10 protein-coding genes and 3 pseudogenes are annotated in these 12,518 nt (G+C 58.1%); 1 reads left to right on the top strand and 12 read right to left on the bottom strand.

Annotated elements, in window-relative coordinates; genetic code table 11:
• Nucleotides 1-114: 114 nt before the first annotated feature.
• The 11 genes and pseudogenes from ACZYSM_RS20915 to ACZYSM_RS20865 all read right to left on the bottom strand — a co-directional run bounded on the left by ACZYSM_RS20915 (nucleotide 115) and on the right by ACZYSM_RS20865 (nucleotide 11,523).
• A complete protein-coding gene (locus ACZYSM_RS20915) occupies nucleotides 115-564 on the bottom strand; it encodes a hypothetical protein (protein ID WP_489074127.1) in 450 nt (149 codons plus the stop codon).
• Nucleotides 565-593: 29 nt separating this feature from the next.
• Nucleotides 594-1,361: a COG4705 family protein gene (locus tag ACZYSM_RS20910; RefSeq protein ID WP_489074125.1), complete on the bottom strand. Its 768-nt coding sequence runs from the start codon at nucleotides 1,359-1,361 to the stop codon at nucleotides 594-596.
• Between the two features lie 315 nt (nucleotides 1,362-1,676).
• On the bottom strand, nucleotides 1,677-2,237 hold the full coding sequence (locus ACZYSM_RS20905) for a lipid-binding SYLF domain-containing protein (RefSeq protein WP_489074123.1): 561 nt from the start codon (nucleotides 2,235-2,237) through the stop codon (nucleotides 1,677-1,679).
• 406 nt (nucleotides 2,238-2,643) lie between these two features.
• Nucleotides 2,644-3,867, bottom strand: coding sequence for an MFS transporter (locus tag ACZYSM_RS20900; RefSeq protein ID WP_489074121.1), 1,224 nt, complete (start codon nucleotides 3,865-3,867; stop codon nucleotides 2,644-2,646).
• Nucleotides 3,868-4,087: 220 nt separating this feature from the next.
• Complete coding sequence (locus ACZYSM_RS20895) at nucleotides 4,088-4,669, bottom strand: TetR/AcrR family transcriptional regulator (RefSeq protein WP_489074119.1); 582 nt, start codon at nucleotides 4,667-4,669, stop codon at nucleotides 4,088-4,090.
• A 203-nt stretch (nucleotides 4,670-4,872) separates the two neighbouring features.
• Nucleotides 4,873-6,399, bottom strand: coding sequence for an amidohydrolase (locus ACZYSM_RS20890; protein ID WP_489074252.1), 1,527 nt, complete (start codon nucleotides 6,397-6,399; stop codon nucleotides 4,873-4,875).
• 31 nt (nucleotides 6,400-6,430) lie between these two features.
• Nucleotides 6,431-8,146, bottom strand: coding sequence for an amidase (locus tag ACZYSM_RS20885; protein WP_489074117.1), 1,716 nt, complete (start codon nucleotides 8,144-8,146; stop codon nucleotides 6,431-6,433).
• A gap of 347 nt (nucleotides 8,147-8,493) precedes the next feature.
• Nucleotides 8,494-9,369 (bottom strand): annotated as a pseudogene (locus ACZYSM_RS20880) (extracellular solute-binding protein); the annotation flags it as partial.
• Nucleotides 9,370-9,554: 185 nt separating this feature from the next.
• A pseudogene (locus ACZYSM_RS20875) lies at nucleotides 9,555-9,938 on the bottom strand (3-methyl-2-oxobutanoate hydroxymethyltransferase); the annotation flags it as partial.
• A gap of 46 nt (nucleotides 9,939-9,984) precedes the next feature.
• A complete protein-coding gene (locus ACZYSM_RS20870) occupies nucleotides 9,985-10,791 on the bottom strand; it encodes an AraC family transcriptional regulator (protein ID WP_489074115.1) in 807 nt (268 codons plus the stop codon).
• Between the two features lie 114 nt (nucleotides 10,792-10,905).
• Nucleotides 10,906-11,523, bottom strand: a complete 618-nt coding sequence (locus tag ACZYSM_RS20865) for a LysE family translocator (protein ID WP_489074113.1) — start codon at nucleotides 11,521-11,523, stop codon at nucleotides 10,906-10,908.
• A gap of 247 nt (nucleotides 11,524-11,770) precedes the next feature.
• On the opposite strand from ACZYSM_RS20865, the gene ACZYSM_RS20860 reads away from it, so the two are divergent.
• Nucleotides 11,771-12,256 carry a MaoC family dehydratase gene (locus ACZYSM_RS20860; protein WP_489074250.1) on the top strand — a complete coding sequence of 162 codons (486 nt, stop codon included), beginning with the start codon at nucleotides 11,771-11,773 and terminating at the stop codon, nucleotides 12,254-12,256.
• A 136-nt stretch (nucleotides 12,257-12,392) separates the two neighbouring features.
• On the opposite strand, the pseudogene ACZYSM_RS20855 reads toward ACZYSM_RS20860, so the two are convergent.
• Nucleotides 12,393-12,518 (bottom strand): annotated as a pseudogene (locus tag ACZYSM_RS20855) (IS630 family transposase); the annotation flags it as partial.

Raw genomic sequence — 12,518 nt, 5'->3', positions numbered from 1 at the left:
ACTCACGCGGGCATACACCTGCGCAATGAGTGTCGAGCCTGCATTGAATCACCTGTTCAAGCATGCGCGAAGCGATTTATTTCTATTGAAAGTCGCCCACTTCGCTTCTTGCCGTCATTTTTTTCCTTGCAGCGAATTGAAGGTTTTCAGCAAATCATCCATTGCCGCCTTGCAGTCGCTCTGTTTCGGGCTGCTGGCGCGCAAGGCCTCAAGTGCAATGTCGATGGCCTTGTCCAGGACATGCCAGTCGGCGGCAGCACGAGGTTTGAGGCCGGCTTCCGCGGAGTCCCAGGACAACTCCAGGTCCTTGATTCGCATTTTCGCGCCCGGCAAGTCGGCCTTGTCGACGAGGCCGGCGACGTTCACCGCAATGTTCTGGAACGCCGACAAGTCGCCCAATTTCGAGGCCGAGGTCTGGACCGCGTCGGTCTGAACGCTGGCCGCGCCCGAAGTAGTGTTCGCTTTAGGGGCGTCGGCAGGTTTTGAACACCCGGCGGCCAAGCCCAATACGACGATGGCTGAAAGGATGGCGGCTTTACGAACGGCGGTTTGAACGAAGACCATGATGATTCCTTGATGTGCTTTTGAACGTGTTATTGAGTGACGAGTTTGCGATTGCCGACGCTGAACTGCGCGACGACCACCAGCATCAGGATGACGCTGAGGAAAATGGCGCTGGTCCACATGGCGCCCATGCCGAGGCCGCCATAGGTCTTGGCTTGAGTCAGCAAGTCTCCCAGGGAGGCGCCGAAAGGACGGGTCAGGATGTAGGCGATCCAGAAGGTCAGGACCGCATTGCCACCCAGGCGCCAGGCGGCAAAGGCCACGGCGATCAGCACGCCGAAAATCACAGAGCCCAGTGTGAAGCCAAGGCCCAGCGCCTCGGTGGCCAGATCGCCGGCCGCCGTGCCCAGCGCAAAGGTGCAGAGCACGGTCGTCCAATAGAACAACTCCCGGCGCGGCGTGACGATTTCATTGATGGACAGGCTGCGCTCCAACTTAAACCAGATCATGAAATTGATCGCCAGCAGTACGGAAAACACTGCCGTGCTGGCATACAGGCTGATGCCCAGCTTGTCGGTGAGCACATCGGTAATCTGCGTCCCGACAACGCTCACCAGCACCACCGTAAGCCAGTAAATCCAGGGTGTGTAGGCACGTGTACGAAGTTGGCCGAACAGTGCGATCGCCAGCAGTACGGCCATGCCGATACTGGTCACACTCTGCCCTAGACCGGCATCGACAGCGAGAAAGTCCGCACCGGTTTCACCCACGGTGGTGGACATAATCTTGATGACCCAGAATGACAGCGTCACTTCGGGGACTTTGTTGAGCCAATCAGCTTTTGTAAGCGGCTTCATGTGGGTGCTTCTCCATAACAGCGCTGCAATTGGCGCAACGGAGAGACTACGCAGGCAAACTTAGCTGAGACTGAGGAACCTCGACTATCGTCCATGAACCGCACATAAACGCCCGGCGAGACCGTAGTGCCGTTCAGTTAAGCGAATGTGGTCCTACAATAGAGACCTCATTGCCTTAACTGAACGGCATTACGGCGAGACCGAGCTACCTGTACCGTGGGTGAAGCAGTCGCTGTAAAGGCTGGAAACGAGCACTGTATGCGCGAATGCGGCAGTAGGCCCGGACTCTGCCCCTAAATCGGTACGTTGTTGGGCTTATCGTTTGATGAGCGAAATCTTGGTGCCTTCGATGCTGACCCCCGCCATCAGACCTTGCTGATCAAAGACAAACGCATAAGCATCGTCCTTCAATGTCGAGCTAGACAGATTTTTCGCGAGCCCTTGGTCAACCAGGACAACGGTCGGTCCTACGCCAACTTCCCAACCCTTGGTTTCACGGACATAGTTAACCGCCTTGTCAGTCATCAAGAACACTGCATAAGCATAGGACTGGGCACCTGCCTGTAGCCCCCATGAACCGGTCACTGAGTTGTAATAACCGTCCACTTTTGAGCCTTTGAGCAATTCCCCCTCACCATAACTGCCACCAAACACCAGGCCTGCTTTGATAACTTTAGGGAATACGAGTACAGCCTTGGCGCTGCGCGACATGGTCTCGGCCAACGGATTAGCTTTGTAGAGGATTTGCAAGGCATGCCGGGAGTCTTGGTCCAGGTCCGCCGCCGTTGCGGCGCTTGCACTATTGAGCAAGCCTGTCGAAGCCAGCGACAGGGTCGCAAGAGCGATAAAGAGAAGTGACCGTAATGAGGTTGTCATGGTTGTACTCCAATACCAGCGTTATAAATGATGCCGCGAGCCGATAACCAGTAGGGTATGAGTGACCCCAACCATGGTTTAAGCCCGAACCAGCCTTGCCACCCAGATGAACAGGCACATTGCGATGGCCTTGCTCGCGGCCGTATCTGCGACCATCGGATCATTGTTTGGCAGCGGTCGACCTTTCGTCAGATTGGGAGTAGCTACCGGCCCATGTCTGTTCGGTAGCACACAATGCAAGCGTCTAAAAAGGGATGAATTTATTTTCGCCGTGCCCAGGACATGAATACCGCCACAAGCAATCGAGATGAATACCGCGCCGGCCTTCATGGCCGAAAACGGCTCGAGGAATACCGGCTCTGCTCCCTGCATCAGCTTCTATCTAGCAGCCCATTGGCCACGCCTATTACTTGACCGCGCGATGGCCAGGCTTGAAGCCGTCAGCCCTGGCTAGCCAAACCACGGCCAGCCCCAGCAGCGCCAGTACCAGCAGTGTCGGGGGAAACGAACCCGGCCCCGAACTCTCCAGTAATAAGCCACCCACAATGCCACCCCCCGCCACTGCCAGGTTGAAGATGGTGACCAGCATGGACTGTGCGACATCGGCGCCATCACCGGCGGTATCGGCAATGGCCGTCTGCAGCAACGTGGGAGCGCCACCGAACGTCAGCCCCCAGATCGCAACGCTGAGGAGCACGATGTTGGGAGAGGCGCTTGCCATTCCCAACACCAGCGCTGCCATCGCGAAGACGGCCAGACTAAGGAGCGTCAGCACCCGCAACCCACGATCCACCCACAGCCCCGTGATCCCGATGCCTGCAATAGAGGCGACACCGAAGAGCAGAAGCACGAGGTCTATACGCTGGCCAAGTCCAACGCAGACCAGGAATGGCGCGATGTAGGTGTAAAGGATGTTGTGCGCAAGTATCCAGACAAAGATCACAAACAGAACCGAGCGCAAACCGGGGGTCAGAAAAATCTTGCGGATCGGTTGACGCTGACGTTCAGTTTGTCCCGCGTAGTCAGGCACGCCAAACCGCACCCACACCAACAGCAGCAACGCGAGTGCCGACATGATCCAGAACACGCCACGCCAATCAAACAAGGTACCCAACCAAGTGCCCAGCGGCACGCCGACAGACAAGGCGACAGGCTGCCCAATGCCGACAATCGCCAGTGCGCGTCCCTGCATGGAATGAGGCACCATGCGTCGTGCATAACCGGCCAACAGTCCCCATATCACGCCCGCCGCCATTCCGGCGATGAACCGCGCCACCAGGGTCAGCGCATAGTGGGAGGACAGTGCCGTCACGGTGTTGAAGACCAGTAACCCGCCGATCGCCAGCAGGAACAACGGTCTCCTGCGCCAATTGCGCGTGGCGGCAACGACCGGAATCGCCGCCAGTACCGACCCCAGGGCATAGAGCGTCACCAGTTGTCCCGCCATAGCTTGCGAGACGTCCAGGCCCTGCCCGATCAGTGGCAACAGCCCCGCCGGCATGGTTTCCGTCATGATGGCGATGAACCCCGCCATCGTAAATGCCAACAGCTGCCACACGGGAAGCCTTGCCGTGACAGGCGCTTCATTCAGGCCCGTTGCTATCAATCCGTTGTCTGCGTTCGTGCTCATCACTGCATCCCTGGTAAAGAGTTAATTTCCTGTTTCCTGATTGGCTGCCTGAGGTTAGTTCGGGCAACCACAAGGGTGCTTTTGCTGATCATTCAAAGCCTCTTGAAAGATGAAGAAAACTGCTTTTGAATTTATCTGGAATGATCATTCCAATACTAAGCAAAGAAATCCTGGCCTCGGCCAGACATCCACTTGCAGCGCCGCAACAATCGTTTGCGCGTTACAACGCGTCTATCGCAACGTCGACCACATCCAGCAAGCGTTGCCGACGGTTCTGGTGAGCGCTGCCTTTACTCAATACCCGCAGGCCCTGGATCGTGTTCACGATAAAGCGTGCAAGCGCGCGAGGTTTCTTGTGCATGGCGATTTCCCCCTCTGCCTGACCTCGGATGAGCGCACGCTCCAAAGCTTTTTCCAGACGCAGGAAGTTGCGGGAGACCAACTCGGCAATGGATTCGTCCTGGCCGGCCAGTTCCAGGGTGGCATTGGCAGCAAGGCAGCCACGTTGCCCGGTATCGCTGAGCTCATCGTTCACGATCCTCATCAGCAGTTGCCGGATCAGCCCTTTGACCGAGCCCGACTCCTGAAGCAGCGCTACGTTCGTGGCAGTCAGATCGTGATAACGGCGCAGTGCATGCTCGTACAATCCATGCTTGTTCTCAAAGGCGTTGTACAGGCTGCTTCGAGACAATCCGGTACCGTTAACCAGATCCTGTATCGAGGTGGCGCAATAGCCGAGTTGCCAAAAAACCTGCATGGCTGCGTCAACAATCTCGTCATGCTCAAATTCTTTTGGACGCATCGCACTGCCCTTTCTGGAATGATCATTCCAGAAAAATACTGACTTCCTTCTTGCTCGTCAAGGATGGCTTGATCTCACACCTGGCTCAGCGTCACTGGAGGAAGCGGCCAGACGATGCATGTTTCGGATTCTTTTTATTATTAGCGGACAAGGCTTCGCCCTCCCATGTCCGAAAAGGCACAGGTCAGGCGAATGTTGGGAAATTACGGGAGGCTGTAGACTTCGCGACCGCCAAAGTAAGTCTTGAGTACTTGGGTGTCGGCCAATTGCTCGTCAGGCACGTTGAACACATCGCGATCAAGGACGATCAGGTCAGCCTGTTTACCAGGGGTGAGCGAGCCAATCTCTTTCTCAAGACCAATGGCCCGGGCGGCGTTACGGGTATAGGCATAGAACATCGTTTCCCGATCGATATCCTCAGCTTTGTTGAGCACACCCTTGGGGCCCTTGCGACTGATTGCCTGCCCAATGGCTTTCCAGGGGTTGGGGGTACTGACCGGCCAGTCGCTGGCACCCGCAATGGTCGCGCCATTTTTCAGCAATGAGCGCGCCGGATACATGTACTGGAACTGCATTGCACTGATGTAGGGCTTCAACAAATCAATGCTCAACTCGTCTGCGGAGGCCCAATACAGCTGCATGGAGGCAATGACGTTCAGCGGTTTGAAACGGGCGAACTCCTTGGGATTGACCATCTGCAGATGGGTAATCGAATGGGTCACGCCACTCTGTCTGTCGCGGCGAGCCTGTTCAAAACCATTGAGCGACTCGCGTACCGCACGGTCGCCAATCGCATGCACATGGACCAGCCAGCCACGTGCATCGGCGGCGCTGACCAGCTCACCGAAATGCGCTGGATCGATCAACAGCTCGCCGGCTTTCTTCGAGTTTTTGTAAGGTTGCAGCAATGATGCGGTTTGCGCTGGGAACTCGGCGACGCCATCGGCGAATATCTTGATGCCAGGCAGGCTGAGGTTGTCGACGCCAGCAAACTGCTTTCTGACCTGATCCAGCACTTCCAGATCGGCAGGCTTGCTCTTGGGGTTGGCAACCATCAGCGCGGCCACCCGCAACTCCAGCTCACCCTTTTCCGACAACGCTTTGTAGACAGGCAAAACCCCCAACGTCTGCGCTGTAGGCTTGAAGTCAAATAGCGCATCACCCGGTATGGCGTTGGCCGCCGGGTCCATCAGCGCGGTAATCCCCAGGCTGTGATTCAGGTCACGCGCAGCCCGGCCTGCATCCATCAACTGGTCAAAGGTTGGAGAGGGAAGCTGAGACACCACCGCGGACAAACCGGCATCTGCAACGAAACCATTTGGGGTGCTGTCCTCATGATGACCGATGGTAGCCACGGCTTCGCCCTTGAGCGACTTGACCCGCGCGGCGTCAATGCCTGCACGCTTGAGCATCGCCTTGTTGGCCCAGCCGGTGTGGTAGTCCCAGCCGAGGAAAGCAATCGGCGTATCAGCCCATTCACCGTGATTGAAGTGCTTCTCAAGTTGGGCCACTTCACTCCAGTAGGTAGAGGGGAAGCCACCGACACTGAGCATGTCCCCGTGTCGCGCCTTGCCGTCATCTCGCCACGCGCGCAACCGCTGCTCCAGTTCGTCGAAGGGCAGCATCTGCCCATCAAGGTCGGCCGCCTTGAGTTTCACCCCGCCAAAGATCGCATGAGCGATGTTTTTAGTACGGCCAGATTGCTCTGGCTTGCCGTCATTGGACGGGATTGGAGCCTGTACTGCCCCAATCCCGCTATTTCTATTTTTTGCCACCCAGCAATGGTGGGGTTCGAGGAGGGATCAATCGCTTCGTCCCAGTCGATTCAAACGCCGAAGCAAAGCGCAGCAGCGTCGAATCGTCATAGGCACGACCGGCAAATGTCAGCCCCACGGGCATGCCGATGTCCGCCATGACGCCCATCGGCACGGTGACCGTGGGCACGCCCAGTTGGCGGATGGCGAGGTTGCCGTTGGCGACCCATATGCCATTACTCCACGCGATATTCGCCGACTCCGGATTGACATCGGCATTCGCCGGCCCAACGTCAGCGACCGTCGGGAAAATCACTGCATCGAGTCCAAGGTGATCCATCCAATCCTCCAGATCGATACGGCGCGTCTCTTCAAGTCCCCGTAGTCCGTCAGCAAGAGTGGCGATCTGGTCCCAGGGCGTAATGCCGCGCTCGGCCATCTGCACGTACTCGTCCATGCTAACGGCAAAGTCGCCCTCCTGACCGGGCAGAGTCCCGGGGTCGTGCGGGAAAATCTGCGGTCCGTCGACGTCGACCAGACGGTTCAGTTTCGGATCGCCGTTGGCCTGCAGAAAGTCATCGAATGCCCAAGCCGATAGATCCCACAATTCATGGTGCAGGAACTCTTTAGACACCAGCCCGCGATTGGACACCGTCGACGCGCCAGGGCGATCGCCCTCGCAGTTGGAGACCAACGGAAAGTCGACCTCAAGCACTTCGGCACCAGCGGCTTCTAGCGCCTTGCGAGCTTGCTCCCAAAGGCCGATCACCGAAGGACGAGTGTTGATGCGCTGCCCGGTTGGCCCACCAATACCCGGCGCTTTAGAGGTGCCGGCTTCGGGATCGGCGTTGATGTACATACGCGGAACGCCGAAGCGCTTTGCGACGAGTGCCTCACTATTCGCCGCCAGCGACCCATAGGAGGCTGGACGCACCGAGGCGACGCTCGGGATCCGCACCCAGGGCTGCATCCGCCACAGATCGCCTCGGGTGTCGGGATCCTCGGCCACCACCACGTCGAGCACCTCAAGGAGGTCTGCCATGGTTCTGGCATACGGCACGACAACGTCCATCGTCGGCGTCAGCGGCCAGTTGCCACGCACTGAAATCACCCCACGCGACGGTGTATAGGCGCACAAACCATTGTTCGAGGCAGGACCGCGACCGCTCGACCAGGTTTCTTCCGCCAGGCCGAATGCCGCGAAACTGGCGGCGGTGGCAGTCCCTGCGCCGTTCGATGAACCCGAGGCGAAGGGAGCGGTGAGATAGTCAGCGTTGTACGGGCTCTCCGCACGGCCGTAGACCCCGCGCTGCATGCCGCCGTTCGCCATGGGCGGCATATTGGTCTTGCCCAGGCAGATCGCCCCCGCGGCGCGCAGGCGTTCGATGGTGAACGCGTCGCGATAAGCGATCAGGTCTTTGAAGGCAGGGCTACCAGAAGCCGCGGTGAGCCCCTTGACCAGATAACTGTCCTTGGCCGTGTAAGGGATGCCATCGAGCGGCCCAAGCGTCTGGCCCTTGGCCCGACGGGCATCGGAGGCCTGCGCGTCCTTGAGCGCCTCGGGGTTGCGGACCACCACCGCGTTGAGGGCCGTGGGCGTGTCGGCGCCGTCGTAGGCGTCGATCCTGGCGAGAAAGGCCTGGACCAGTTCAACTGCCGTTGTCTCGCCGGATTCGAGCGCAGCACGCAGTTGGGCAATGGAAACCTCGGTGACCTCGATCATGCTGCTACCACCGACTGCTGACGGTTGAAGCGGTGAATGTTTCCATCACGCTGGATCTCGGACTCAAGGTCATCACTTAACTCAAAATGGGCTTTCATAGCGGTTCTCGTTGCTCTGCATTATGCGACAGGTACTGGACTTACAACCCGAGCGTTCTATATGGCACCCAGCAGGGAGGAGGAATCGGTGTAACGGTTCGGCCGCCATTGTCGGTTTCTGGCCGGATAGCGACGGTCTGAACCAGGCCGCACGGAGTTCCGCCGGACCTCATTTGCGCCTGCGTTGCAAGCAAGCATCGCCTTCGGCAGCCGCGATAGAGTCCGTGCCAGCCATCCACTTTTTTTAACTCAGGTCCCTGACTTGATCTTGGTCCAGGCCCGGGGCCGTGCCCGTTCCGCTTCATGGGGCAGCGGTGTAAGGGTGTAGAGCTTGGCCATCATCTCTTCGGTCGGGTACAGGTTCGGATTGTTGCGGATCGCCGGGTCGACCAGTTCGGTGGCGTCCTTGTTCGGGTTTGGGTAGCCGACAAAATCGCTGACCGGCGCGATGACTTTCGGTTGCAGCAGGTAGTTGATGAAGGTGTAGGCGTCTTCCGGGTCTTTCGCCCCTTTCGGGATCGCGAGCATGTCGAACCAGATCGGCGCGCCTTCTTTCGGCAGACGCATGTCGACGATCACCCCGTTCTTGGCTTCCTTGGCGCGGTTGGCGGCCTGGGAGAAGCTGCCGGAATAACCGACGGCGACGCAGATGTCACCATTGGCGATGTCGGCCATGTACTTGGACGAGTGGAAGTAGGTGATGTACGGACGAATCTTCATCAGCAACGCTTCAGCCTTGTCGTAGTCCGCAGGCTTTTTGCTGTTGGGGTCCAGCCCCAGGTGTTGCAGGGCCAGCGGCAGAATCTCCGACGGCGAGTCGAGCAGCGCAACGCCGCACTGCTTGAGCTTACTGATGTTCTCTTCCTTGAAGATCAGGTCCCAACTGTCCACCGGTGCATTGGCGGGAAAATCCAGTACCACGCAAATACCTGCTGCAAGCATGCTGACAACCAACGGCCCCAGTACCCCACGGATGCGATGCGCGCACCGCACGTAATCTGTCACCGAATGGATCTCTCCCGGGTAGAGCTTCAAAAGCCATTGGTCTTCGCTGAGAAGAATCGCAGCGTGGTCGTCGACAAGCGTTTTTGCCAACGTCGATTTACCTGACGCGATCTTGCCGCACATCAGATGCAGCGTAGGTGCAGTCATGGGATACGTTCCTTATACCAATCCAGGGATGATGCCCAATACTTGCTGCCGTGGAAACCGAAGCCGACTTTTTAAAAAAATCGGCCAAAACCGGACATTGGCGATTGTCTAAACCGCCACGGTGAGATCGGCTTCAATCTTGTTCGTGAAACTTCACGTCAAGTCGAATACCCATGTTCCACAGCCGGGAACGTCCCGCCCTTCACCGCCGCCATATAAGCCCCCAGCGCGGACTGGATGCTGTCTTGCCCGGCCATAAAATTGCGCACGAATTTGGGTGTGCGACCGCTCAGGGACAGGCCGAGCATGTCATGGAGCACCAGCACCTGGCCGTCAGTCCCCGATCCAGCGCCGATGCCAATGACCGGGATGCGCACCGCTTGGCTGATGTGTTCGGCCAAAGGACTGGGCAGGCACTCCACCAACAACATCGCGGCACCGGCCTCCTCCAACGTTCTGGCGGCCTCGACCAGCTGACGCGCACGAACCGGGTCACGCCCCTGAACCTTGAAACCGCCGAGGACATTCATTGATGAAACCGTAGCGAATACGCGTTTCGGGGCGTGGCCGGGTCGGTCAGTGGTCGAACTATTTCGAGGGGTTATACCAACGTGAAGGCGAAAGGCCGAAGGTCTTCTTGAAGTGGCTGGACATGTGGCTCTGGTCGAAAAAACCCGCCGCGATCGCGGCATCCGACAACGCCTGCCCTGCTTGGGCGAGCTGCTTCACCCGGTCGAGGCGACGCAGGGTGAGATAACGGTGCGGGCTAGTGCCGAAGAACAGGCGGAAGTCATTCGACAGGCTCCAGCGATCCCGTTCGGCGCAGTCGGCGAGGTCGTCCAGGGTAATCGGCTTGTCCATGTTGTCGTCGATGTACTCGCGGGCTCGCACCGCTGCGCAGAAGTGATGGGTTGTCTTGATTAAAGGCTGGCCCGCGAGTTCTGCCAGGGTGATGACGAACGTGTACAGAGCGTCATCTTCCGCCAGCGGATCCAGCTCGGCGTCCAGCGTATTCAGTAGCGCATCGGCCGCAGCGGCCAAGCGCGGATCACCGGTAACGCCCGCCTTGAAAAACGGCAGCGGTTTACCCTTGATGATCTGCTGAACAAGAGACGGGGGTACGTACACCCCGCGATAACGGAAACCCGCCTCGGAACCGGCGCAACCGTCATGCTGTTCGTCCGGATGCACAATCATGGTTTCACCGGGCAAACACAGTTTCGCTTCGCCCCGGTAATGGAAACGATGCACGCCGCAGATTGTTCGCCCGATGGCGTACGTGTCATGCCGATGAGGGTCGAAGGCATGGGCGCCGAAGAACGCTTCGAACCGCTCTACCTTCGAGGACAGCGGTGCGTGTTTGACCCAGTCCCTTTCTGTATGGCGATCTTGCATGTTGGCGCACCGGTGCGATTGCAGATTTGAACGCTCGGAACGATAGCACGGTCGATTGGCAACCGGCTCCAACCTGTTCAAGTTGCCTTCGCAAACTCTCGCCATGGCACTCACTTATAAAGCCTTAACGTGCAGGTAGAACTCGTGAAACATGAAGTAAGCACACACCACCAGCGCGAGCCCCATCAGACGATTGAACACCGTGAAGCAGGACTCGCGGGGGATACGTCGACCGAGGATGGCGCCCAGCAGCGAGTAGACCCCCAGCGCCCCGCCACCGGCAATCGCCAGCAGCGCGGAGACCATGGCAATTGAGGCGCCGGTGATATGCGCTGCCGGCAGCATGACGCTGGTGATCGGTAGCACCACCATGATGCCCTTGGGATTGAGTACCTGGATCAGGAAACCGTTCCAGAAGGTCAGGGTCTTCTGCGGCGCTGCTGATGGATCGTTGGCCTGCGCCGGCACTACGGTCGTCGCGGTGTAGACCTGGTAAGCGAGATAGAGCGTATAGATACCGCCTACCAGGGAAATATAAGGCAGCGCCGCCTGGGAAATAATTGCCTCGCCGGTATAGCCAAAGAGGATAAACAGAACCAACAGCGCGCATCCCACGCCGACGAAGAAACCCAACGAACGGCGAAACCTTCCGGTCAGCCCGGCATTCAGCGCCATGAAATTGACCGGGCCTGGGCTGTACATCACGCTGAAGGCGTAGAGAAAAATTTCCATGACTTGCCTTTAGAGACCCAAGGAATAACGGTATTGCCTGGAAGGGTCGCCTGGTTCTCGCGACCTCTACCCAGTGAACGAGTCGTCGGAGTCTACGCAGGCAACTCATCGCCTGGCTTGTACGTTTGTGGGTGATCGATGAGCGGATTGACTCTTGGCAACAACGCACTTATTTATTGAACACGCTCATGCGGGTGCCCGTTTGATGAGTGGCCAATCCATCCACACAACGATGAAGGAATATTCAGTGATCAGCTTCAGACAGCGCGCGGCAACAGGACTGCAAGTGGGCGATAGCTTCACGGTTTCCCGCCGCTTTTCCGAGGAGGACGTTCAGCTCTTCGCCAGGATTTCCCGAGACTACAACCCGGTGCATTTCGATGCGCGCTACGCTGAGGCCCGTCACTTCAGGGCGCCCATTTCCCATGGTCTGCTGACGGCCAGTCTGGTCACCGAGATCGGCGGGCAGATTGGCTGGCTGGCCGCCAGCATGACGTTCCATTTCAAAAAGCCTGTCTATGCCGGCGACACCATCACCTGCCACTGGGTGATCAAAGATATGAATGAAAAGGGCCGAGCCACAGCGGCTATCACGATGACCAACGAAGACGACATCATCGTGCTGGAAGCAGAAACCAGCGGCGTCGTGCCTGGCGTGATAGAGCGAGAAATCCTGACGCAGATGCTTGAGGAAGGTGATCCCACCAATGGTGCGGCTGGCTCTGTGCGATAAACACACGGAACGGACTACCTGTATGGGTTCGATAGCAGACATTCCACACAGCGGCTCCAGGCACCTCCATGCCGCCCTCCTCGCCACCCAGGCCAGTTCGCTCTCGCGCCTTGACGCCTTGCCATCATCCACCCCGCTAGTGTGCTGTCTCAGAAAAAACGTTCTCTTTGGACTGTGATGCCATCGCCTCTCGCGCACGCTGGATCTTGCGCAAGATGTCTTCACCTTTTGCATTCCAGACGTATAGGCTTGGCTGAGCATT

This window comes from Pseudomonas sp. F220 (assembly GCF_057813935.1).
This window is presented reverse-complemented; position numbering and strand designations above follow the sequence as displayed.

Bases quoted from the DNA above. Each gene is read 5' to 3' on its own strand.
- ACZYSM_RS20915 (WP_489074127.1), bottom strand. From the start codon at position 564: ATGGTCTTCGTTCAAACCGCCGTTCGTAAAGCCGCCATCCTTTCAGCC.
- ACZYSM_RS20910 (WP_489074125.1), bottom strand. From the start codon at position 1,361: ATGAAGCCGCTTACAAAAGCTGATTGGCTCAACAAAGTCCCCGAAGTG.
- ACZYSM_RS20905 (WP_489074123.1), bottom strand. From the start codon at position 2,237: ATGACAACCTCATTACGGTCACTTCTCTTTATCGCTCTTGCGACCCTG.
- ACZYSM_RS20900 (WP_489074121.1), bottom strand. From the start codon at position 3,867: ATGAGCACGAACGCAGACAACGGATTGATAGCAACGGGCCTGAATGAA.
- ACZYSM_RS20895 (WP_489074119.1), bottom strand. From the start codon at position 4,669: ATGCGTCCAAAAGAATTTGAGCATGACGAGATTGTTGACGCAGCCATG.
- ACZYSM_RS20885 (WP_489074117.1), bottom strand. From the start codon at position 8,146: ATGATCGAGGTCACCGAGGTTTCCATTGCCCAACTGCGTGCTGCGCTC.
- ACZYSM_RS20870 (WP_489074115.1), bottom strand. From the start codon at position 10,791: ATGCAAGATCGCCATACAGAAAGGGACTGGGTCAAACACGCACCGCTG.
- ACZYSM_RS20865 (WP_489074113.1), bottom strand. From the start codon at position 11,523: ATGGAAATTTTTCTCTACGCCTTCAGCGTGATGTACAGCCCAGGCCCG.